Source organism: Capnocytophaga sp. oral taxon 329 str. F0087, assembly GCF_000213295.2.
Classification (GTDB): Bacteria; Bacteroidota; Bacteroidia; order Flavobacteriales; family Flavobacteriaceae; genus Capnocytophaga; species Capnocytophaga leadbetteri_A.
In genome coordinates, this window is the sequence record NZ_KN389983.1 from 91,162 (window position 1) to 113,873 (window position 22,712).

The window sequence follows — 22,712 nt, forward strand, 5'->3', positions numbered from 1 at the left end:
AGATGAGGCAAAAAAATTGGAATAATTTTTGCAATCGATAAAAGATTTATTTTAATACAAGAGGAGATTTATAAATTATGAACGACAACTTTTCACCAAGAGTCAAAAGGATATTCACATACAGCAAAGAGGAAGCAGTGCGGCTGGGGCAATCGAGCGTAGGCACTGAGCACTTTGTGTTGGCAATGATACAAGAAGGTGAAGGTAAAGCGATAGAAATACTGCAAAGTCTGCATACTGATATGGACAGACTACGGCAACATATCCACACCCTCACTTCGGCAAGAGGGTTAAATCCTCCTAATTTTAATGCCATTCACTTCACAGTGCAGGCAGAAAGAGCTATGCAAGCTACCTACTTAGAAGCAAAGCGTTCTCAAACGGAAACTATAAATACAGGGCATTTATTATTAAGCATTTTGCGCAATGAGAATGACCCTACTACAAGGGTATTTAATAAGTTAGGAGTAACTTACGACAGTGTAAAAGCTAAGTTTCAACCTATACGTGAGGACAATTTTCAAATAAATGTTCCCACCCCTACAGCTACCACTACTTTTACTCCGCCTACAAACGAAGTAGAAGAATACGAGCGTGACTATAGACTTCCTCACGAAGGACGCCCTTTCAGAAGTCCGCAAAACCCCAATGCTCCCTTAGGGCAACGCAAACTAACAGTACTCGACAATTTCGGAAAAGACCTAACCTTATTAGCTGAACAAGGTTTATTAGACCCTGTAGTAGGAAGAGAAAAAGAAATAGAACGGGTATCACAAATATTAGGAAGACGTAAGAAAAACAATCCTTTGCTAATAGGAGAACCAGGAGTAGGAAAGAGTGCTATAGCTGAAGGATTGGCATTGCGTATTGTGCAGCGAAAAGTGGCACGAGTATTGTATAACAAAAGAGTGGTTACCCTCGATCTAGCGTCATTAGTAGCAGGCACTAAATACAGAGGACAGTTCGAAGAACGGCTAAAAGCCATAATGAACGAGCTAGAAAAAAACCGTGATATTATCTTATTTATTGATGAGATACATACCTTAGTGGGTGCTGGTAGCGGCACTGGTAGCTTAGATGCCTCAAATATGTTTAAACCTGCCCTTGCACGTGGCGAAATTCAATGTATTGGCGCTACTACTCTTGATGAGTACCGTCAATCTATAGAGAAAGATGGGGCATTAGAGCGTCGTTTTCAGAAGATATTGGTAGAACCTACTAATATAGACGAGACTATACAAATACTTAAAAATATAAAAGGAAAATATGAAGAACATCACAATGTAATCTATAGTGATGAGGCTTTAGAGGCTTGTGTAAAGCTCACGAACCGTTATCTAACTGATAGATATTTACCCGACAAAGCTATTGATGCTCTTGACGAGGCAGGATCGAGAATACACATTACACAGCTCAAAATTCCAAAATATATATTGGAAGTAGAAGAACAGTTAGAAAAAGCTACCAGAGCTAAAAATGATGCTGTTTCTCGCCAACAATTTGAAGAAGCTGCCCACTTACGCGATAACGAAAAACGAATAGAACATTCGTTACTTGAGTTAAACCGAAAATGGGATCAAGACTCTAAGCTACACCGCGATGTAATAACTGAAGAGCACATTGCTGATGTTGTTTCGATGATGAGCGGTATACCTGTTAGCCGTATTGCACAAACCGAGATGAACAAACTCGCTGAGCTTTCAGCCATTATGAAGTCGAAAATCATCGGACAAGACGAAGCGGTAGAAAAGGTGGTTAAAGCGATTAAGCGCAACCGTACAGGGCTGAAAGACCCTAATAAACCAATTGGGTCATTTATATTCTTAGGGCAAACAGGGGTAGGTAAAACCCAATTGGCTAAAGTATTGGCTAAAGAGTTATTTGACTCTGAAGATACAATGGTTCGCATAGATATGAGCGAGTATATGGAAAAATTCTCAACTACACGCCTCATCGGAGCCCCTCCTGGTTATGTCGGCTATGAAGAGGGTGGACAGCTTACAGAAAAAGTGCGACGCAAGCCTTATTCAGTAGTACTCTTAGATGAGATTGAAAAGGCACATCCTGATGTATTCAATATGCTACTGCAAGTATTAGATGATGGTTTCTTAACCGACAGCTTAGGTAGAAAAATTGATTTTAGAAATACTATCATCATAATGACTTCTAACATTGGTGCGCGCCAAGTAAAAGAGTTCGGACAAGGAGTAGGCTTTGGCACTTCAGCTAGAATGGCTCAATCAGAAGCTAATGAGAAGTCAATAGTAGAGAATGCTCTCAAGAAAGTATTTGCACCTGAGTTCTTAAACCGTATTGATGATGTGATTACTTTTAATCCGCTTAGCAAAGAAAATATCTTTAAGATTATTGATATTGAGCTATCTAAGCTCTACTCACGCATCAAAGATTTAGGATATGAGGTACAATTAAGCGAAAAAGCTAAGAACTTTATAGCTGAAAAAGGGTATGATAAGCAGTACGGAGCACGACCTCTAAAACGCGCTATTCAAAAGTATGTAGAAGACATTTTAGCAGAAGAAATTGTCTCTAATCACATACAGCAAGGAGATAGTATCGACTTTGATTTAGATACAAAGGGAGAAACTCTTATGATAAAACAAAAAGAAAAAATATTCATTTAAACCTATGTAATTATGCACATTTTAAGACTTTTAAGCCTATTTATACTATTATTCAGTTTATCGTCTTTCACCGAAAGTACGAATATAAAAGAAAACATAGCAACTAAAGCAACTGTTACAGTAGCAACAACGTTAACAAACAAAGGAAATCCTAAGAAAAAGACTTACTCTCCTCCTAAAAAGAAGAACAGTAAGACTGTTGCTAGTAAAAAAAATAATAAAATAGCTCAAAAGCGCAAAGTAGCTGTACGGCATAATGCTAAAAGAAAAACTGTAGCTTCTGCTAAAAGAAGGAAAGCCACCAAAAAGACTATTGCCCCTACTCAATATGCTGAGAACACAACTAAAGCAGAAGATATACAAGATGATTTAGAAGATGAAGAACTTTTAGAAGAGGAAGAAGAGAACGAAAGTATAGATATTGCACTCACAGCCTTATCAGAAAGCAAAGCTGATACTCAACAACAAAAGATACTTTTAGATACTGCTTTTTCCTATTTAGGTACTCCTTATCGACACGGAGGTATTACACGCAAAGGAATGGACTGCTCAGGCTTTGTAAGTACAGCTTTTAAATCTATAGAGATACCTCTTTCTCGTTCATCACAAGAGATGGCTACACAAGGAAAGAAAATCAAGTTATCAAACGTACAAGTAGGTGATTTGCTTTTCTTTAAAACCTTAAGAAAAAATAGAATATCACACGTAGGTTTAGTTGTTGATGTTGATGGTGGAGAAGTTAAATTTATTCATGCTTCCTCTAAAAGAGGAGTCGTTATTTCTTCACTTAGTGATGCTTACTATAAGAAAGCTTTCCGTATTGCAAAACGAGTGATGTGAGATTTGTAAATCTTTTCATATTAACAATATTATTAGGAATAATAGGGGGTATCACTATTACTAACATAGTGTTACCCTCTTTTTTTATAGCTCTAAGCGTCTGTTGTTCTACAATTGTAACTTTAGCTATTCACCAGTTTTTATTTACCAAAAGGTACTACTTCCGGCACGGACTTATGCTACACACCTTTCTTACTTCAGTAAGTGTAGGTATATTTATAGTAGCTCTACGTTCTCCTATTGCTGATAAAAATCACTATACTCAGGTACTCTCTCCTAATCAATACTATCTATTACACGCCCGCGTGATAGAACAAACTGCTAAAACAGACTTCGGCACTACTTTTAAAATTAAAGTAATATCTGCAGACCATCAGAAAGTAAATGGTGAGATGCTTTGTTTTTTCCCTTCCAAAATTAGCACTAATATTATAAAAACAATAGAGCCTAATAATGAATTATTTTTCATAGCAGAGTGCAAACCTATAAATCCTCCTAAAAATCCTTATCAGTTTGATTATAAGACGTATATGAAGCGGAAAGGTATCTATTGGCGTGCTTATGTACAATCAGTAGGGCATATTGAAAAAAATAATAAGCACAGAGATATAAAAAGCCATATAGAATACTTACGCAACTATTTAGCTACTACTATAGATAAACATTTCAATAATGAAAGTGCCTCTGTACTAAAAACGCTTTTATTAGGAAAACGCAATGATTTAGATGAAGAACTCTATCAAAACTATGTAGATGCTGGTGCAGTACATATCTTAGCCATTTCAGGCCTACACGTAGGTATTATAACCTCTATACTACTTTTCTTCTTACAAAAAATACCCAATACGCTCTTATCTTACCGACTTATCCGCTACCTAATCTTATCAATAGGTTTATGGGCTTTTGCACTAATAGCAGGCTGTTCTCCCTCTGTACTACGTGCTACCCTGATGTTCAATCTTATTGGTTTCTCTCTTCTTATTCGAGATAAAGGAGGACGGTTTGATTCACTTATGCTCTCTATGCTTTTCTTATTGCTTATCAATCCTTCCTACCTATATGATGTAGGCTTTCAGCTCAGTTATGCTGCTGTATTCTCTATATTAACCTTTTACCCAATTACTCTATGCTGGTGGTTTCCAGAAAATAAATATGTAAGATACATATGGTCATTAGTAACGGTAGGTTTTACAGCTCAAATAGTAGTAATACCTATTAGTTTATACTATTTTCATCAATTTTCTATCTTATTCTTTATTGCTAATATAGTGGTAGTACCATTATTACAACCTATTCTCATTCTTGGCATTCTCTGTTTACTATTAGCTTCTACAGTGGGGTTACCTAATATTGTGGTACTCATCACAGAAAAACTAATATGGCTTATGAACACATTAATACGACTCATAGCCGAACAAGAGTTCTTTATCATTCGCAACATACAGTTCAACACACTTATGTTGATTGCCTCTTTGTTAATTGTTATAACCATCATCTGGTGGCGACACTACCAACACCAAAGAGCTGTAAAAGCTATCTTAATAAGTATCATTATCATGCAAGTAGTGCTCTTTTATAATAAATACCAACTATCCACTACCCAAGAGATGCTCATCTTTAGCAAATACAAAGAGAAAGTTATTGCTATTAGGCAGGGACAGCAACTAAAAGTCTTTCAAAATGATACTCTCTCACTAAGTCCTATGCTGAAGAACTATATTAAACAGGGAGGTATTACCGATATTTCATTACAAAAAATGCCTTACCTACTACACTTTAAAGAAAAAAACTACTTGCTTATAGATAGTCTGGGCATATACCCTACCTCTAAGCAAGTAGTTATTGATAGTGTTATCTTTGTGCAACAAACTCCTAAGATTAACTTAGATAGAATGAAGCAAGATTTATCTCTTCGTTATTAAAGAAAGTAAAATATACAGCAAAATAATAATAGGTACTGCTATCACTTTCAGTATAGCTATCAGCAATACACTAATAGCTAAAAATATATACTTCACAGCATTATTCTTAAAGGAATAATCCTTAAATTTCAGTGCAAATAAAGGCAAATTAGCATTTAGCAGATAACTACTCATTATAGTTATTACTAATAATACCCAAGTACTATGCAATAAGGCTACCGTACCAGTATTTTGTATTACTGCTAATGAAATAATAAACAATGTATTCGCAGGTGTTGGAAGCCCTATAAAGCCTGTTGTCTGCCGTGTATCTATATTGAAGTTAGCCAAACGATAAGCCGAAGCCAATGTAATAAAAAAACCTACATAAGGCAGATATACTACCCAAGTATTAGCACTCTCCATCATATCACTCAGCTGTAGCATTTGATACATAGCTATACCAGGTACTACTCCTGAGGTCACCATATCTGCCAATGAGTCTAATTGCAGTCCTATTTCTGATTTTACCTTTAGTAAGCGAGCAAAAAAGCCATCAAAAAAATCAAAAAAGATACCTAATAGCACCCATCCTCCAGCTACATATACATTCCCGCCCGCAGCATATATCACTGCTATACAGCCGCATAGCAGATTGCACAAAGTAATAATATTAGGAATATGTCTCTTCATCTGTTATTTGCAATCAGCGTCTAAATAATCAGGCAAGTAAGTTCTATCTTTTTTAGCATCGCAGTCTGGATAGGTTACAATACCATAAGGATCGCGTACTATTTCGTCTATTGATTTTTTACCATCGTGGTCGTGGTCTGCTCGGCGAGTAGCAATGAGGCGGACTGTAAAGATAAGAGGCGAGTAAGCAGGTATTTTCGATTGTGTATTGCTAAAATACCCTAATCCAGAAGGAATAAAGAATACTCCTATACCTCCATCAGTAGGCGCATTTAGTGTACCATCTGTATTATTTGAAAGTTTATTATCAGCAGACGATTTCAGCAGGGCAACTCCTTCTCTAAAACCTTTAATAGTACCTGCAGGTCGTTGTGTAACTATATTGCCAATCAAATCCATCCAATAAGAGAGTGACTGAGTTTCTGTCTTGTCAAATACACTGAGGTCAAGTAGCTGACCTTTGTAGTTCACATATACCGAATCGGCTATAGTAGTAGTCGTACCAACGCCTTCCTGTAGTATCATATAATAAAGCGTATGGCGCACTCTTTGGCTATTAGCATCATATACATCTAACTCCAAACGTTTTAAGTTGCTATTATTAAAAATAGCATCTGCTGTATTGCTGGTAGTTGTAAAAACTACGGTTTCCGAAATGGTCGCAGTAGGCGAAAAAGTATAGCTATGGGTCTTGAGGAACTTCTCTATTGCTGCATTATTTTCATTTCTCACTTCGGTTACATCGCGCGGAGGGGTAGCGGTTTTGCTATCATTTTTTTTACAAGATACGGCAAAGAGTAGCCCTATCACACTGATACTGAATATAATTTTGTTTATCATATAAAAATATTGTCTTAATTTTAGGGCGCAAGATACAAAATTATTTCTTACTTTTGCGCCTATTATGATTTTAAATTTTCTATAAATATGCGAATTGATAAATATCTATGGTGCGTTCGTTATTACAAAACGCGTAATATCGCCACCGAAGCCTGCAAAAAAGGACATATCCGAATCAATGGTGAAACGGTAAAACCTTCAAGAGAAGTTTATAAAAACGACTCTATCACAGTGCGTAAAAACCAAATCAACTACCAATTAGAGGTACTTGATATACCTGAAAGCCGCGTAGGAGCTAAGTTGGTAAATCTCTACCGACAAGACAATACGCCTCCTGAAGCTTTTGAGCAAGCTGAACTACAGCAACTGGCTCAAGATTACTATCGCGAGAAAGGAGAAGGCCGCCCTACCAAAAAAGATAGACGTGCTATTGACAACCTACTAAACGACTTTCAAGAAGATACCGATGACGAATTGCTATAAGCCACAGGGCTTATAGCAATTTTGGATATTTATGCGGATTCGCTTCGTGCATTATGCTGTATATCTTCTCAATAATACTATCAGCATTAGGCTTAGAAAAATAATCACCATCAGTAGCATATGCCGGACGGTGATTACCCGCTGCTAATGTTTGCGGTGCACTATCTAAGTACTGATAAGCGTTTTGTTCTTCTACTATCTTCTGCAAAATGTATGCCGAAGTAGCCCCTGGCATATCTTCATCTACTACTAATAATCTGTTGGTCTTCTGTATACTCTTCACTATGTCGTGTCGCAAGTCAAAAGGTGCTAACGACTGTACATCTATAATTTCTATCTCTATACCAAGTGCCGATAACTCATCTGCTACCTCTGTAACGATGCGCAAGGTCGAGCCGTACGATACTACAGTCAGGTCTTTACCCTCACGCAGGGTTTCTACTACCCCTATAGGAGTGGTAAATTCGGTGAGGTTAGTTGGCATAGCTTCCTTCAGACGATAACCGTTCAAGCACTCTACCACTACCGCAGGCTGATTGCTTTGCAATAAAGTATTATAGAAGCCTGCTGCTTTGGTCATATTTCTTGGGGTGAGGATACAAACCCCGCGTAAGGCGTGCAATAATATTCCCATTGGTGAACCTGCGTGCCAAATACCCTCTAAACGGTGTCCGCGTGTTCTGATAATTAGCGGAGCTGATTGTCGCCCAAAAGTACGGTAATGCAGCGATGCTAAGTCATCACTTAAGGTTTGTAGTCCGTAGAGTATATAGTCTAAGTACTGTATTTCAGCTATAGGGCGCAAGCCGCGCATCGCCATACCTATCCCCTGCCCTACTATGGTCGCTTCACGTATCCCTGTATCCGATACTTTGGTCACTCCGTATTTCTTCTGCAATCCTTCTAATCCTTGGTTTACATCACCTATATTACCAACATCTTCCCCAAATATCAATAAGTTAGGATACTTAGTCAGAAGGGCGTCAAAGTTATCTCTTACTACTATACGAGCGTCTACCAGCTCAGCATCAGGGTTATACACAGGGGCTACCTCACTAACATTTAGCGCGCTATGGGCACTTTCTGTATAAAGGTATTTACTATATTTAGGTTCATTTATTGCCAAATAATCATTTATCCAAGAGCGAAGAACTCCTACCTCGCGTTGTTCTTTTACCCATTGTCTGAGGGCTTTGCGCGCGGTGTTGAGTATTACTTTTCGCAAGAGCGTAGGGGCTGCAGCCAAAGACGCTGCGTATTCATTATTAGGCTCTATTTGGTTGAGTAAAGCTATCAATTGCTGCCTTTCTGCTTCCATTGGCTTAGTATAGGCTTCCCACGCTTTCTTTCTACCGTCTTTTACTCGTTTCTTAGCCTGTTGTTCTATAGTTGCTAACTCTTCTTCAGTAGCATACCCCGATGCCAAAATCCACTCACGCATCTTACTGATACAGTCAAACTCTTTTTCCCATTCTAAGCGTTCAGCACTCTTATAGCGTTCGTGAGAACCTGAGGTTGAGTGTCCTTGGGGCTGCGTAAGTTCGCGCACGTGCACCAATACCGGTACGTGTTGCTCACGTGCTATGGCAGCTGCTTTCTGATATGCCTCATATAAAGCCGGATAATCCCAACCATTTACTACCATTAGCTCTATACCTGCGTGCTTATCATCGCGTACAAAGCCTTTCATCACTTCAGAAATGCTTTCTTTGGTTGTGTGATATTCCTTCGGTACCGAAATACCGTATTCATCATCCCATACCGACATTACCATCGGCACTTGCATCACCCCTGCGGCATTAAGGGTCTCAAAGAAATGCCCTTCACTGGTACTAGCGTTGCCTATAGTACCCCAAGCTACCTCATTACCGTGGTCTGAAAATCCTTCAGCTGCAGCGTTAGGTAGTGCGCGATATACTTTCGAAGCCTGAGCCAAGCCCAATAAGCGTGGCATCTGCCCTGCTGTACACGAAATATCACTACTGCTGTTCTTTTGTTTCAATAGGTTTTTCCATTCGCCATTTTCATCAAGACTATGGGTGGTAAAGTGCCCTCCCATCTGCCTACCTGCACTAGTGGGGTCAGCTTCTATATCAGCGTGTGCATAAAGTCCCGCAAAAAAATGTTCAACAGTATGCACCCCTATAGCCATCATAAAAGTCTGGTCGCGATAGTAACCACTGCGAAAATCACCTTCTCTGAAAGCACGTGCCATAGCCACTTGTGGTACTTCTTTACCGTCGCCAAAAATACCAAATTTAGCCTTACCTGTAAGTACTTCTTTCCTACCCATTAAGCTGCATTCGCGACTGATAAGGGCAATACTATAGTCTTCTAAAATATCCTCTTTTTTCATTAGTTCTTCTCTTTAATAGTTTGAAAAAATAATAAAGTGGTTTGCTTTACTCTTTAAAAAGCAATGGGCAAATGTATTACTTTTTTTATGAATAAACAAGATAATTAGCATTTTTATTTTTATCTTTGTGCGCTAATAACAAAAAAAACAGAAGTAGAACTATGAAAATCATTTGTGTAGGAAAAAACTATACCGACCATATCAAAGAGTTTGACGGAGTGATACCCAAAGAAATGGTACTCTTTATGAAGCCCGACACAGCACTTCACAACCTCGAAATACCGTATTATATACCAGATTTTACGCATAACCTGCATCACGAAATAGAGGTTGTACTCAAAATCAATCAGAATGGCAAGTGTATTGCCGAAAAATACGCCCATAAGTATTATGATGAAATTGCCTTAGGTATCGACTTCACAGCACGTGACCTACAGCAAACCCTCAGAGAAGAAAGCCTTTCGTGGGAAAAGGCAAAGGCTTTCGATGGCTCAGCTATTGTGGGTACTTTTATACCTAAAACCGAATTGCCTGAGCTAAATCATCTGAACTTTCGCTTAGAAAATAATGGCAAAACCGTACAAGCAGGCAATACCGAAAATATGCTTTGGCACTTTAACCAAATTATAGCCGAAGCCTCTCGCTATTTCACCCTACGCAAAGGCGACCTTATCTTCACCGGCACCCCAAAAGGCGTAGCCCAAGTACAAGCAGGCGACACCTTAGAAGCCTTTTTAGATGATAAATCTAACTTCAAAATAAAAATCCGCTAATAAATACAAAAGACGAAAAACAGTGAGCGCTGTTTTTCGTCTTTCGTCTTTAGTACTCTTCTTCTTCTATTTCTTTTTTCAGTTCTCGTCTTTCTTCTTTAGAGCTACTTGCTCTCTTTATAGCACCTTTACACCTCTTATTATAAACGTCCAATTCTTTATAAGCGGTAGTATTTTTAGGAGCTTCAAAAGCTTGTGTAAGAGTACTACTCCCTGCAGCCAATAATATCTCCTTATAATGCCAACTCCCTTCTTCTATAGGGTACTTTTGCCAATAATCTTTATCGTATACTATCTTCTTTCGTGAACATGCTAACAGTTCAGGAGTTACCAAGTTTTTATATAACTGACGATTTTGTGGAATATAGAAATCTAATAGAATATGAGCAATATCTCTTTTTGACTGATAATTCTTTAACGTAAATGATATTTTATTCGTAATAAGATAACCATCTATAGGGGTATAAAAAATATCCCCTTCTACTAGAGATTTTTCTTCAAAAGCTATAGAAAAACACTCCTTACTGAGTTTATAACTATCACAGTCTATCCACATTTTCCCTTCAGAATGTATAAAATAGCGAGTTTCATTTACTATCTTCTTTTTTAGTTTGTAGCATAATACCCAATAGGCTTTACCATTGATATTTTCAGTAGCTTCTAACCAAAAATTATAATAACTACTTTTCTTTAGAGGGTGATTAGCTATATAAAAATTATATTTACTTAAAGAAAAAGGGTCTGGATATGCAACCTCTATAAATCGCGCTTGGCAAACTATAAAAGTAGGCATATCAAAAATTTTAGTATTCAAAAGACTTGCAAAAATACCTCGTCCGTCTAACTCTGTATAGCCCATACCTTTTTCGCCAAAATTAAGTTTTCTCGCCTTAAACGGTACCGAAAAACCACTCTCCATCGTATTTTTATAAACCTTTCGTATTCTTTTCACAAAATCTTTTATATCAAAATCTTTTTTCCGATAGACTACAACCTCTTCCAATTGTGTGATATGGGGTTTCAAGACTATTTTTGAGGGTATTTTAGCAGTATTTTCAAAACAAATAGGCTCATAAGCTATATGAGTGATACATATTTTACTTTTAGAGTGCGGTATTATAGCTATTTTAAAAATACCATTATCATCTGTTGAAGCTAAAACACTATCGTTTACAGTAATCACAGCTCCATAAATAGGGGTATCAGTTTCACTCTCCACCACTTTTGCTGAAAAAAGCACTTCTTGTGAAAAGAGAGTTAATGGAAACAAAGCTACTACAGTGGCTATAATGCCTTTTAAAACTTCTTTAAACATCAATATTTACAGTTTGTTATTTATAATGACACAAAATTAAATAAGTTCACTGTAACAAAAAAATAATTAACGAACTTTATATCTCCTTCTTATATTTTTGTGAAATACAAGAAATTAAATACAAAAGACGAAAAACGGCACTTACCGTTTTTCGTCTTTTGTATTTAATTTTTCGTCTTTAGAATTAGTTTCTTCTCGACATCAATATTCTGAGTATATACCAGAAAAGAAGCATTATTGAAGAGAATAGCTGCAAAGCTGCTGCCACATATTGGTCAGTGCTATAGGCGTTTTTAATATTATAGGTTTCGTAGAGTATACCTCCTGCAGCCAAAGCCACCATAGCCACTGAAAACCAAAGTCCTAAGTCAAAACCAAAGATAGTTCCTGCTACTATAAGCCCTAAAGCCACAAAACCTCCTACCACTAATATAGTACGTAGAAAAGAGAAATCAACGCGAGTAAGGAATACCACTGCGGTAAGTCCTCCGAAAAGAGCTAAAGTGATAATCCCAGCTTGCGATAGAATAGCTGTACCGGTATAAAGCAGCGCTATCTTAATAATAGGCAAAAAGATAATAGCTTCTAAAAGCACATAAATACCCAAGCCCATATATTGAGTGCTTTTATCTTGTGCTTGTGTCCATTTATTAGCCAAGATAGAGCCCAACCAAAAGCCTCCTAAGATAAATAGCCATACAAACTTACCTCTGACCATCGAAAAGATAAGTTCTTTAGGTATAAGGTTTTGCAAGGCAGCTTCTACCCCTATAAAAGCCAAAAGAGCTAGGGCTACGTGGGTATAAGTCTTGCGGTAGAACTCAGCTTGTGCATCAGTAGCTGCATAGTTCACTATCTGCGGATTTTGGTAATTGGTGTTGTAATTGTTGTTATAACTCATAATATAATTATTTTAAAAGTATTTTTCATTCTATTATATCAAAAACTTTGCCAAAGGCTTAATGAAGGGGAATAACACGGGGAAGTGTCAGGGAAATACCTTTGGCAAAGTCAAAAAATATAGTGTTTCAGTTATGAAAACAAACTACTAAAGTGTGTTTACGTTGTTAAGGTCTTCGAAAGCTTTTTTCAAACGAGCCACGAATGTTTTTTCACCTTCGCGTAGCCATACACGTGGGTCGTAATACTTCTTATTAGGAGCTTCAGGACCTTCTGGGTTACCTATTTGTCCTTGTAGGTAAGCCGCTTTAGCTTTCATATAGTCACGAATACCCTCAGTGAAAGCGTATTGTAGGTCAGTATCTATATTCATTTTCACCACACCGTATGATATAGCTTCACGTATTTCTTCAAGGGTTGAACCAGAACCTCCGTGGAATACAAGGTCAAGAGAGTTATGAGGCAAGTTGTATTTCTTAGAAACGTAGTCTTGAGAGTCTCTTAAAATTTTTGGAGTTAATTTTACGTTTCCTGGTTTGTACACCCCGTGAACGTTACCAAAAGCAGCTGCAATAGTAAATTGCGGACTTACTTTGCTAAGTTCTTCATAAGCATAAGCTACGTCTTCAGGTTGTGTAAAGAGTTTGTGCGATTCTACGCCAGAGTTGTCTACTCCATCTTCTTCACCACCAGTCATACCGAGTTCTATTTCAAGAGTCATATCCATTTTGCTCATACGGTCTAAGTAGCGTTTGCAAATTTCGATATTTTCTTTGATAGGCTCTTCTGATAGGTCAATCATATGTGAACTGAAGAGAGGTTTGCCAGTTTCTTTAAAGTGTTTTTCTGAAGCGTCAAGCATACCGTCAAGCCAAGGAAGCAATTTCTTAGCGCAGTGGTCAGTATGCAAAATGATAGAAGCACCATAAGCTTCAGCTAATAAATGCACGTGTTTAGCTCCTGATACAGCTCCTAATATAGAGGCGCGTTGTCCGTCATTAGAGATGCTTTTACCAGCCATAAACTGAGCACCACCATTAGAAAACTGAATAATCATAGGGGCATTAACAGCTACTGCTGTTTCTAAAGCCGCGTTGATAGAGTTAGAACTAATCACATTGGCTGCAGGAAGTGCAAAACCTTTTTCTTTGGCGTATTTAAATACTTCTTGTACTTCTTTACCAAGAATAACGCCTTTTTTAATGTTATGTGCCATTTCTTTATATAAATAATTTAATTTCAATCGTCAACGAGACCTTCTTCATATTTTGACCGCAAAGGTAAAAACAAAAAAACAAATAAACAAATTATTTCTTAGTTTTATTTAAAGAGAGGCTTGTTCCTGTATCGTTCCTGTATCGTTCCTGTATCGTTCCTGTATCGTTCCTATATCGTTTGTATATCTATTAAAAGGTAGAACAAGTTAGATAAATTAGAAGCTTCTGGAATGTTTACTTATAAAGTATTAATCTATTAACCATCGCTGAAAAAAAATCTATTTATTTCTTGTTAATTAATAATTGTTTCGTATCTTTGCCACCAATACTGTAAAACACTAAAATAGTTAATTTTATATAAAAGATGAACAAGTCAGTTTATATTATTGCTGCCAATGCCCACAGTGGTAAGTCAGTAGTAACGCTGGGGGTATTGCAGATGATTATGCGCAATACTGCCAAGGTGGGGTACTTCCGCCCTATCATCGAAAGTAAATCTAAAAAAGATACTTTCATCGAAACCGTTTTAGAGCACTTTAAGCTTGATATGAGTTATGATGAAGCGTATGCTTATACTCGCCAAGAGGTTATTGCTCTTAAAAACGAAGGCAATATAGGCGAAGTGTACGACACCATCATCAAAAAATACAAAGCCTTAGAAAGCAAATTCGACTTTGTATTGGTTGATAGCTCAAGCGCTGTAGATGATAGCTACTTCGATGTAAACTTCAACGCCTCTGTAGCGCAAAGCCTTAACATCCCTGCATTAGTTGTACTTAAAGACAACTTCACTTCAGAAGACGAACTTGCCAACCAAGTACAAGCCGCTCTAAACAATTTTATAGAAAAAGACGTGCGCGTGCTCAGCGTGTTTGTAAACAAAGCTACTAACGCTACTGCGGCTACTATCAGCCGTTTAGAACAACGTTTCAAAGACACTACCTTTACTATCATTCCGCGCAAAGAAGAGCTTTCTCGCCCTACTATTCGCGAGATAGCCAATGCCCTAAAAGCTGAATTCCTTTACAAAGGCGATAATATTGATGTTACTACCAAACACACTATGGTAGGAGCTATGCAGCTGTCTAACTATTTAGCTAAACTACACGAAGATACTCTTGCTATACTTCCTATCGACCGTATCGACCTTATTGCAGGCTCTTTGGTAGCCAACTATTCTAACTTCTCTAACATCAAAGGAGTAGTGCTCTACGGCGACCTAACTCTTAACCCTTCAATGAGTAAGATTTTTGATGGTATCCAAAAGAATATTCCTATAATGGTAGCTAAAACTGATACTTTCGAAACGGCTAACATCATCGGTAATACTCAAGCACACATTTACCCCGAAAATACTGAAAAGGTAAAAATGCTTCTTCAGTTATTTGACGAAAATGTAGATGCTGACAAGCTAAACAGCAGCATTGCTTCTTTCAAATCGGAAACTATCACCCCTCGTATGTTCCAATATAATATGGTGCAAAAAGCACGTGCCGGACAAAAACGCATCGTGCTCCCTGAGGGTACTGACGACCGTATTCTTACTGCGGCTTCTCAATTGGCTGAAGACGAATTGGTTTACCTCACTATCTTGGGCGAACCCGAAGCTATCAAAACCCGTGCTAAGAACATTTTGGGTTTAAAATGGAACGAAGAACGCATAAACATCATCAATCCTGCTGAAAGTGATAAATACGAAGCCTACGCTGAAAAATTATATGAATTGCGCAAAAGCAAAGGACTTGAACTTTCTCAAGCTAAAGACCTAATGCTCGATGCCTCTTACTTCGGTACAATGATGGTATTCTTAGGTGATGCTGACGGTATGGTATCAGGAGCCGTAAACACTACAGCCCACACTATCCGTCCGTCATTGCAATTCGTAAAAACAAAACCTGGCGTAAACACCGTTTCATCAGTATTCTTTATGCTCTTACACGACCGTGTATTGGTGTACGGCGACTGTGCGGTTGTGCCTAACCCTACTGCTGAGCAATTGGCTGACATCGCTATCAGTTCTGCCGATTCTGCTATCGCTTTCGGTATCGAGCCTAAGGTAGCCCTCCTTTCTTATTCTTCTGGCAACTCTGGTAGTGGTGCCGATGTAGATAAGGTACGCGAGGCTACAGCTCTTGTAAAAGAACGCCGCCCTGACCTACTTGTAGAAGGACCTATACAGTATGACGCTGCCGTAGATCCTAAAGTAGGTAAACAAAAAATGCCTAATTCACCTGTAGCAGGGCAAGCTAATGTACTTATTTTCCCAGACCTCAATACTGGTAACAACACCTATAAAGCTGTACAGCGCGAAACTGGTGGTTTAGCCATAGGCCCTATGCTACAAGGATTGAAGAAACCTGTAAACGACCTAAGTCGCGGGGCTCTCATCCCTGATATTTACAACACTGTACTTATCACAGCTATACAATCTGAATTTTAATATTTAGTTATTAGTCTTTAGTCGTTAGAATAGAGTTACTTGCTAACGACTAAAGACTAACAACTAAAGACTAACGAAACACTAAGAACTAAAATGGAAATATTAATCATTAATTCAGGGAGTTCATCTCTCAAATATCAACTAATTGATTCTAAAACAGGAGAATCAAAAGCTAGAGGTATCGTAGACCGTATCAATATAGACGGTAGCTACGTGAAATATGTAGCTGTGAAAAACGGCAAAGAGGTTGAAGTAAAAAAAGAGCAACCTATCCCTACTCACGAGGTAGGTATGAACTTGGTAGCAGACCTTCTTACTGACCCCGAAGTAGGCGTTATCCAAAATCCTAGCGACATCAAAGGGGTAGGACACCGCGTAGTACACGGAGGTGAGAAGTTTGTACAACCTACCGTAATTACTGATGAGGTAGTAGCTGAAATCAAACGCCTTATTCCTCTATCGCCTTTGCACAACCCTGGTCACTTAGAAGGCATACGTGTAGCTCAAAAACTTTTTGACAAAGCTACCCACGTAGCAGTGTTTGATACCGCTTTCCACCAAACAATGCCAGCTAAAGCATTCCGCTATGCTATTCCTAACGAGTACTACGAAAAATACGGATTGCGTGCTTACGGATTCCACGGCACCAGCCATAAATATGTAGATGCTCAAGCGCGTAAATACCTCAATAATCCGCACATCAAAAATATCACCATTCACTTAGGAAATGGAGCAAGTATGGCGGCTGTAAATGAGGAAGGTAAATGCGTAGATACTTCTATGGGGCTTACCCCTCTCGACGGACTTATTATGGGTACACGTACCGGACAAATAGACGCCTCTGTAGCGTTCTTCTTAGGGCAAGAGTTAGGTATGAACTATGAAGAAGTAAAAACATTATTTAACAAGAAGAGTGGTATGCTTGGGCTTACAGGTCATTCTGATGCCCGCGATGTAGCAGCGCTATACCACAAAGGCGATGCTAATGCTGCCCTTTGCTACGAGATGTACGGCTACCGTATTCAGAAGTTTATAGGGGCTTACACCGCTGCTCTTAATGGTTTAGACAGTATTGTATTTACTGCAGGTTTAGGCGAAAACGATGCGCTTACTCGTTCATTTGCTTGTAAGCACTTAGATTTCTTTGGTATCAAACTCGATGAAAAGAAGAACGAAGAGCTCAATCACCCTACCAAACCAGTAGAGATACAAGCGGCTGACAGTCGTGTAAAGATTCTCATCATCCCTACTAATGAAGAATTGCAAATCGTAAATGAGATTGTAGATTTAGTAAAATAACTCTTAAAAATTACTTTTTTAGTAACTTTGCCAAAGAAATTATTACCTTTGGCAAAGTTTTTTTTATGCAATATATATTGTAATTCAAAAATAATATTTAATTTTGCACGCGGGTAGTAATGTACTATCGCTGAACTATAAAATAATTTAATTGCTAAAACCTTAGTTGTCTAAAATGAACATCTTATTTTTAAGTTATTTTCACTCTGCACGTACTCATTCCTTGCAAAGTAAGTTCAAGGCTAAAAGCCTTTCACCTCTCCGTATTTGAACCAGATTGATTATTTGTTTCCTTTTAAATTTAATAACTAATAATTAACAAGTATACTGAGTTCAAATGAAAAATAAATATATCGACCTAATTGACCAAACCTATTACTTCCCACAAGATGAATTTACCTTAGATGGCGATGAACTTCGCTTTCATAATATTGACCTAATGGAGTTAGTACGCCAATATGGTGCACCTCTGAAATTTATGTACTTACCAAAGATTTCAGAGAACATACAGCGTGCTAAAAAGTGGTTCGAAAAAGCTATCAAAAAACATAAATACAAAGGTGAGTATAACTATTGCTATTGCACCAAAAGCTCACATTTCAAACACGTGATGGTAGAGGCGCTAAAGAATGATATTCATATGGAAACCTCTTCAGCTTTCGATATCAATATTATCAACAACCTTATCAGCGAAGGACTCATCAATAAAGAAAGTCATATACTCTGTAATGGTTTCAAACGCGATGCCTATATTGATGGTATTGCAGACCTTATCAATCGCGGGTATCACAACTGTATCCCAATTATTGATAATTACGAAGAAATCAATTTATTTGAAGAGAAAATAAAAGACAAATACAGCATCGGTATTCGCATTGCTTCAGAAGAAGACCCTCGTTCTGAGTTTTATACCAGTCGTTTGGGTATTGGCTATAAAAATATACTTCCTTTCTACAATCGAGAAATTAAAGACAATCCTAAAGTGCGCCTAAAAATGCTGCACTTCTTTATCAATACAGGTATCAAAGACAATGCCTATTATTGGAATGAGTTACTGAAGTGTCTACGCGTATATATACAGCTTAAAAAAGTTGCTCCAGAACTTGATAGCCTCAATATTGGCGGAGGGTTCCCTATCAAGAGTTCATTAGCTTTTGAGTACGATTACGCCTATATGGTAGATGAAATTATTCGCCAAATAAAAATCACTTGCGACCAAGAGAAAGTACCGGTACCTAATATCTTTACTGAGTTCGGAAGTTTCACAGTAGGTGAGGCAGGAGGAGCTATCTATGAGATTATGTACCAAAAGCAACAGAATGACCGCGAAAAATGGGATATGATTAACTCGTCATTCATCACTACCCTACCCGACTCTTGGGCTATAAACAAGCGCTTTGTGTTGCTGCCTATCAATCGTTGGAATGATGAGTACGAACGCGTATTATTAGGTGGTCTTACCTGCGATGGCGATGACTATTACAACAGCGAACAGAATATGAACGCCATCTACCTACCTAAGTATAACAAAAACAAACCACTATACATTGGTTTTTTCAATACCGGAGCTTATCAAGATAGTATAGGTGGGGTTGGCGGACTACAACACTGCCTTATACCGCAGCCTAAAATAGTGCTTATCGATAAAGATAAAGACGGTAAAATTACCTCTCGCCTCTTTATGGAGCAACAAAAAGCTGAGGATATGCTGAAGATATTGGGCTACTAATGAAGTATATAGCATTATTCCTTTTATCAATAGGGGTACTACAAGCGCAAGATACCGATACAGAGAAGAGTCGCCATTACCAAATGTGGTTAAAGCCTTCGCTGAGTATCAATTACCTTTCGGTAGATGTAGAAGATAGTCCTCGTAATGAGATTTTGGGCAACAAATCGGTGTTGCCCAACTATCCCCTAACAGCTGGTATAGGCTTAGGCATTTATAACACTTATATAAGCATTGATTACGCTAAAAGTATAATGCCTCTACGCAATGAGCATACTTATGGCAAAACCCAGTATTTCGACTTTCAGCTTCACTCTTTCTTCAGCGAAAAGTATCTGTTAGACCTCTATTACCAAAGTTATAAAGGTTTTTACTATCGACATAAGGGGAAAGTACAGCTATTAGAGGATACCCGCATACAACAAGTTGGGGCTGAAATGCTATACTTTACAAATTGGGAAGAAAAATCATTGAAGAATATATTTGCTTCTGATGGCAGTTTGCTTACTCCATCTTTTAGTTGGTATTTAGGCGGAGGAGCTTACTACCATAAGGTGATAATGCCACTCATTACCCCTGAGAAAAACGATACTTTCAGACATATACAAGCTGGTATAAGTGGAGGGGCAGTAAGTACAATTGAATTGTATCCTCACCTTACCCTGCGAATGCTAATGGGGTTAGGCTTTTACCTCGGTGGCGATGCTGATCGTTTAAGCCAAATGAAAGTAAATAATTACTTTAACTACCGTGTAGATGGAGGTATAAGCTATAGCAGAGCACGCTGGACAGCAGACTTTTCTATACTGCATAATAATAAACGTCTTTTCTTCAAAGATAACGAATTATTAGGTATCAATACAAGTACTTTCAAAATAAGTTATATAAGGCAATTCGGTATCAAATCAGGATATAACAATAAAGTAACAAGACTTTTGGGTATGTAACCCATTATTACAATTTTCTAATAGCATCTTTTATGGCTTGGTCATAAAGGATGTTTTTTCTTTGATAGGTATCTCTATAGTTTTTCAGTTCTTGCTATACTTGTTCTTTCTGCTCTTTGGTAGTTGTTTTTCGGTGTAGTTTTACCTTTCTAAACTCCGCTATCGCTTTGTGATAAGCTAATTCATAATCAGGCACGTAGCCATCGGTAGCATACTCATCTACTAAAGCTATTACTTTGTCAAATTTGAGCTTAGAAAGGGCTATTTTAATATCTTGCAACTGACTTTTACCTACTAACTGACTGCGTATCTCATTAAAGGTAGCTTCTGTTGCTGGATAATTTAGCAGTTCCTTTTGCTGTTGTTGTACTGTTTTTATTCCTTTAGGATTTTGAGCTACCTTCAGATAATCATCTATCATAGTGCGGAGCTCTACTAGTCGGTTAAAGTTAAAGTGCGCTATATCTGTTTGATAGTCGGTGGTTACTAAAGCGTAATGTGCCTGAAGCATCAAGTAAAAGCCATCTAAATTTTGTCTGTAATTCTCGTTTTGCAATAGGTCTATTACCTTTTGATAGTTTCCTTTTTTATGCTCTGCTGCTGCAGCTAAGTACTTATCATCTATATGCTGAGCATTAGCAAACAGCGAGAGTAGTAGAGTGCTAAAGAATAGGAGCTTTTTCATTTTTTCAATCGTTATAAATATCGTACATTCTTTCTTTATAAAGGCGATAATGATCATATGCCTCTTTCAGCTTTTGCAAGTTATTTTCTTGTGTTTGTTTTACAGTAGCCGATACTTCAAACTCTGTATATTTAAGTTCTGATACCTCTTCTTGTAGCTTTTCGTACTCTTCTGTATTAAATTCTGACGAAGGTTTTTCTATAAAAGTATCCACCTTAGCTGGCAATGTCTGAGTAAAATAATGGTACCATTGTATCTTGCGCTTCACTTCTGCTATTTTATTCTTATCTGCCTTTAGAGTAGTAAGATGAGTAAGTATTTTCTGTATATCCTCTTCAGGCAAAGGGTCTTGTAGCAAGAGGTCTTGTACTTTAGCAAATGAAAGCTCTGTATAAGTATCATTTAGCTGACTAAGATAAGTATCCTTAAGGTCTTCAGTGATGTCTTGTTGCTGATAATAGCCTATTATCTCAGTACGTAGGTTATTGTACTGTTGTGGAGTAATACTATGTACTTCTAAGGCTTTTATCTGGTTTTTGATAGTTTGAGCTACCTCCTCACCAGCCGTTACAGTTGTTTGCTCAGGAGTACTGCTAAAATCAGTACCCGAAAGCCATGTATAGAGTGCTATCACAGCAGCTATGCCTAAGGCACTAAGCATAAAGTATAGAGTGCGTTTATTATCTGTCATAGCTGTATCATTTTTTCTTTTTAGTAAGGACTTGGGTAGGCGTAGCTACCGCTGTAGTAGCAGAGGTAGTAACTGTAGTAGTTGCTGCAACTTGTGCCGCTTGCTGCTCTGCGGCTCTGTATTGCAAGCGTACATTCTCTAATCGACTATTAACTTCTGCTATCTGTTTATCTTTCTGACTAAGAAGGTCTTTCGCCTCGTTATCTACGTAATAATAACCAGCTACAAAGCCGATAAGCAAGCCTAAGAAAGTGGCTATAAATAGGTATATTTTCTTCTTGTTCATTGTCTTATTATTTAGTAGGCAAGCTAAAGAGCTTTTGGTTTTCTTTTTCTAAAAGAGCATTAGTATCGTCTAACTGTTGTTGTTTTTGCTGTAGTTCTTCTTTATAAGTATAATTTCGGAAAGCATACCCTCCTACTCCACCTATAATAAGAGCTAATACAGCAAAAAGCAAGAGGTCTTCCCAATTTGATTTATCAGAAGCAGTAGAACTATTACCTTGCTGTGGCAACTGAATTAGTAAGGTATCTTCATATAGGGTTACAGCCTTGCGTTCTGCAGCTTTTCCGTGTATTGAATAAGATAGGGTATCTGTCTGTAATGCACATACCTCAGCTTTTTTACCTATAGGTATTTCTACCTCATTCACCCAAAATTTAGCTAAATAATCATCAGGATTTTTCACTACCAATTTTCTAGTGCGCAACTCGCTAAGAGTATCTGCTACTTCTATACGCTCTGCTCTACCCTTTAGCTTTACAATAAATGTATCTTCTTGAAAACCGTAAATATAAAAATCTGTTTTAGGTTTTACAGGCTGATTGCGTACCTCTACACTCTCTATACACCTTTCACTATCTATTATATGCAGTGCTTTAGTACTAAAGTGCGTTACCTCATTGGGTAGCAGCTGTCGCTCATTGTTAGGAAATTGATAATACACCTTAGCATCATTAG

At 37.8% G+C, this 22,712-nt stretch carries 19 protein-coding genes; 9 read left to right on the forward strand and 10 right to left on the reverse strand.

The genetic code is table 11. The features are described from left to right. The first annotated feature begins 77 nt into the window (after window positions 1-77). From HMPREF9074_RS00415 to HMPREF9074_RS00425, 3 genes are read left to right on the forward strand one after another with little or no spacing between them, the layout of a single operon-like run. On the forward strand, window positions 78-2,642 hold the full coding sequence (locus HMPREF9074_RS00415; protein ID WP_009392174.1) for an ATP-dependent Clp protease ATP-binding subunit: 2,565 nt from the start codon (window positions 78-80) through the stop codon (window positions 2,640-2,642). Window positions 2,643-2,654: 12 nt separating this feature from the next. Then, the gene (locus HMPREF9074_RS00420; RefSeq protein ID WP_009392173.1) at window positions 2,655-3,482 is read left to right on the forward strand and encodes a C40 family peptidase; all 828 of its coding nucleotides are present in this window, start codon (window positions 2,655-2,657) and stop codon (window positions 3,480-3,482) included. Next, on the forward strand, window positions 3,479-5,404 hold the full coding sequence (locus tag HMPREF9074_RS00425) for a ComEC/Rec2 family competence protein (RefSeq protein WP_034539221.1): 1,926 nt from the start codon (window positions 3,479-3,481) through the stop codon (window positions 5,402-5,404). The genes HMPREF9074_RS00420 and HMPREF9074_RS00425 overlap by 4 nt, the downstream gene beginning before the upstream one ends. On the opposite strand, the gene HMPREF9074_RS00430 is transcribed toward HMPREF9074_RS00425, so the two are convergent. After that, on the reverse strand, window positions 5,387-6,076 hold the full coding sequence (locus HMPREF9074_RS00430) for a CDP-alcohol phosphatidyltransferase family protein (protein ID WP_009392168.1): 690 nt from the start codon (window positions 6,074-6,076) through the stop codon (window positions 5,387-5,389). The genes HMPREF9074_RS00425 and HMPREF9074_RS00430 overlap by 18 nt on opposite strands. A gap of 3 nt (window positions 6,077-6,079) precedes the next feature. Further along, window positions 6,080-6,916 (reverse strand): FKBP-type peptidyl-prolyl cis-trans isomerase, encoded by an 837-nt coding sequence (locus HMPREF9074_RS00435; RefSeq protein ID WP_009392166.1) that lies wholly within the window; start codon window positions 6,914-6,916, stop codon window positions 6,080-6,082. A gap of 87 nt (window positions 6,917-7,003) precedes the next feature. Between HMPREF9074_RS00435 and HMPREF9074_RS00440 the strand changes: the two genes are divergently transcribed. Continuing rightward, the gene (locus tag HMPREF9074_RS00440) at window positions 7,004-7,399 is read left to right on the forward strand and encodes an RNA-binding S4 domain-containing protein (RefSeq protein WP_009392164.1); all 396 of its coding nucleotides are present in this window, start codon (window positions 7,004-7,006) and stop codon (window positions 7,397-7,399) included. A gap of 10 nt (window positions 7,400-7,409) precedes the next feature. Here HMPREF9074_RS00440 and HMPREF9074_RS00445 read toward each other — a convergent pair whose 3' ends face one another. Beyond that, window positions 7,410-9,755 carry an alpha-ketoacid dehydrogenase subunit alpha/beta gene (locus HMPREF9074_RS00445; protein ID WP_009392162.1) on the reverse strand — a complete coding sequence of 782 codons (2,346 nt, stop codon included), beginning with the start codon at window positions 9,753-9,755 and terminating at the stop codon, window positions 7,410-7,412. A gap of 161 nt (window positions 9,756-9,916) precedes the next feature. On the opposite strand from HMPREF9074_RS00445, the gene HMPREF9074_RS00450 reads away from it, so the two are divergent. Next, a complete protein-coding gene (locus HMPREF9074_RS00450) occupies window positions 9,917-10,528 on the forward strand; it encodes a fumarylacetoacetate hydrolase family protein (RefSeq protein ID WP_009392159.1) in 612 nt (203 codons plus the stop codon). Window positions 10,529-10,577: 49 nt separating this feature from the next. Here the strand turns inward: HMPREF9074_RS00450 and HMPREF9074_RS00455 are convergent, their stop codons facing one another. The 3 genes from HMPREF9074_RS00455 to fbaA form a co-directional block, all read right to left on the reverse strand. Then, a complete protein-coding gene (locus HMPREF9074_RS00455; protein WP_009392158.1) occupies window positions 10,578-11,843 on the reverse strand; it encodes a carboxypeptidase-like regulatory domain-containing protein in 1,266 nt (421 codons plus the stop codon). Window positions 11,844-12,027: 184 nt separating this feature from the next. Next, window positions 12,028-12,744, reverse strand: a complete 717-nt coding sequence (locus tag HMPREF9074_RS00460) for a Bax inhibitor-1/YccA family protein (protein ID WP_009392157.1) — start codon at window positions 12,742-12,744, stop codon at window positions 12,028-12,030. Between the two features lie 147 nt (window positions 12,745-12,891). Next, window positions 12,892-13,959, reverse strand: coding sequence for a class II fructose-bisphosphate aldolase (gene fbaA, locus HMPREF9074_RS00465; RefSeq protein WP_009392156.1), 1,068 nt, complete (start codon window positions 13,957-13,959; stop codon window positions 12,892-12,894). 365 nt (window positions 13,960-14,324) lie between these two features. Between fbaA and pta the strand changes: the two genes are divergently transcribed. From pta to HMPREF9074_RS00485, 4 genes are all read left to right on the forward strand, one after another. Next, window positions 14,325-16,400: a phosphate acetyltransferase gene (gene pta, locus HMPREF9074_RS00470; RefSeq protein ID WP_009392154.1), complete on the forward strand. Its 2,076-nt coding sequence runs from the start codon at window positions 14,325-14,327 to the stop codon at window positions 16,398-16,400. A gap of 93 nt (window positions 16,401-16,493) precedes the next feature. Further along, the gene (locus HMPREF9074_RS00475; protein ID WP_009392153.1) at window positions 16,494-17,699 is read left to right on the forward strand and encodes an acetate/propionate family kinase; all 1,206 of its coding nucleotides are present in this window, start codon (window positions 16,494-16,496) and stop codon (window positions 17,697-17,699) included. A 337-nt stretch (window positions 17,700-18,036) separates the two neighbouring features. Continuing rightward, window positions 18,037-19,428 (forward strand): type III PLP-dependent enzyme domain-containing protein, encoded by a 1,392-nt coding sequence (locus HMPREF9074_RS00480; RefSeq protein ID WP_009392152.1) that lies wholly within the window; start codon window positions 18,037-18,039, stop codon window positions 19,426-19,428. After that, window positions 19,428-20,375 carry a DUF4421 family protein gene (locus tag HMPREF9074_RS00485; protein ID WP_009392151.1) on the forward strand — a complete coding sequence of 316 codons (948 nt, stop codon included), beginning with the start codon at window positions 19,428-19,430 and terminating at the stop codon, window positions 20,373-20,375. Before HMPREF9074_RS00480 ends, HMPREF9074_RS00485 begins: the two co-directional genes overlap by 1 nt. Window positions 20,376-20,469: 94 nt before the next feature. On the opposite strand, the gene HMPREF9074_RS00490 is transcribed toward HMPREF9074_RS00485, so the two are convergent. From HMPREF9074_RS00490 to HMPREF9074_RS12255, 4 genes are all read right to left on the reverse strand, one after another. After that, a complete protein-coding gene (locus tag HMPREF9074_RS00490) occupies window positions 20,470-21,060 on the reverse strand; it encodes a hypothetical protein (RefSeq protein ID WP_155846615.1) in 591 nt (196 codons plus the stop codon). A 4-nt stretch (window positions 21,061-21,064) separates the two neighbouring features. After that, complete coding sequence (locus tag HMPREF9074_RS00495) at window positions 21,065-21,751, reverse strand: hypothetical protein (protein WP_009392149.1); 687 nt, start codon at window positions 21,749-21,751, stop codon at window positions 21,065-21,067. A gap of 7 nt (window positions 21,752-21,758) precedes the next feature. Then, a complete protein-coding gene (locus HMPREF9074_RS00500; RefSeq protein ID WP_009392148.1) occupies window positions 21,759-22,037 on the reverse strand; it encodes a hypothetical protein in 279 nt (92 codons plus the stop codon). 7 nt (window positions 22,038-22,044) lie between these two features. Further along, window positions 22,045-22,712: hypothetical protein (locus HMPREF9074_RS12255; protein WP_034539224.1), on the reverse strand; the 668-nt coding region annotated here is incomplete at its 5' end.

What these genes read in the sequence shown, in the direction of transcription:
- HMPREF9074_RS00455 (WP_009392158.1), bottom strand. Translation starts at nt 11,843, where the DNA reads ATGTTTAAAGAAGTTTTAAAAGGCATTATAGCCACTGTAGTAGCTTTG.
- HMPREF9074_RS00440 (WP_009392164.1), top strand. Translation starts at nt 7,004, where the DNA reads ATGCGAATTGATAAATATCTATGGTGCGTTCGTTATTACAAAACGCGT.
- HMPREF9074_RS00500 (WP_009392148.1), bottom strand. Translation starts at nt 22,037, where the DNA reads ATGAACAAGAAGAAAATATACCTATTTATAGCCACTTTCTTAGGCTTG.
- HMPREF9074_RS00475 (WP_009392153.1), top strand. Translation starts at nt 16,494, where the DNA reads ATGGAAATATTAATCATTAATTCAGGGAGTTCATCTCTCAAATATCAA.
- HMPREF9074_RS00490 (WP_155846615.1), bottom strand. Translation starts at nt 21,060, where the DNA reads ATGAAAAAGCTCCTATTCTTTAGCACTCTACTACTCTCGCTGTTTGCT.
- HMPREF9074_RS00450 (WP_009392159.1), top strand. Translation starts at nt 9,917, where the DNA reads ATGAAAATCATTTGTGTAGGAAAAAACTATACCGACCATATCAAAGAG.
- pta (WP_009392154.1), top strand. Translation starts at nt 14,325, where the DNA reads ATGAACAAGTCAGTTTATATTATTGCTGCCAATGCCCACAGTGGTAAG.
- HMPREF9074_RS00420 (WP_009392173.1), top strand. Translation starts at nt 2,655, where the DNA reads ATGCACATTTTAAGACTTTTAAGCCTATTTATACTATTATTCAGTTTA.
- HMPREF9074_RS00485 (WP_009392151.1), top strand. Translation starts at nt 19,428, where the DNA reads ATGAAGTATATAGCATTATTCCTTTTATCAATAGGGGTACTACAAGCG.
- HMPREF9074_RS00415 (WP_009392174.1), top strand. Translation starts at nt 78, where the DNA reads ATGAACGACAACTTTTCACCAAGAGTCAAAAGGATATTCACATACAGC.
- HMPREF9074_RS00430 (WP_009392168.1), bottom strand. Translation starts at nt 6,076, where the DNA reads ATGAAGAGACATATTCCTAATATTATTACTTTGTGCAATCTGCTATGC.
- HMPREF9074_RS00435 (WP_009392166.1), bottom strand. Translation starts at nt 6,916, where the DNA reads ATGATAAACAAAATTATATTCAGTATCAGTGTGATAGGGCTACTCTTT.
- HMPREF9074_RS00460 (WP_009392157.1), bottom strand. Translation starts at nt 12,744, where the DNA reads ATGAGTTATAACAACAATTACAACACCAATTACCAAAATCCGCAGATA.
- HMPREF9074_RS00495 (WP_009392149.1), bottom strand. Translation starts at nt 21,751, where the DNA reads ATGACAGATAATAAACGCACTCTATACTTTATGCTTAGTGCCTTAGGC.
- HMPREF9074_RS00480 (WP_009392152.1), top strand. Translation starts at nt 18,037, where the DNA reads ATGAAAAATAAATATATCGACCTAATTGACCAAACCTATTACTTCCCA.
- HMPREF9074_RS00445 (WP_009392162.1), bottom strand. Translation starts at nt 9,755, where the DNA reads ATGAAAAAAGAGGATATTTTAGAAGACTATAGTATTGCCCTTATCAGT.
- fbaA (WP_009392156.1), bottom strand. Translation starts at nt 13,959, where the DNA reads ATGGCACATAACATTAAAAAAGGCGTTATTCTTGGTAAAGAAGTACAA.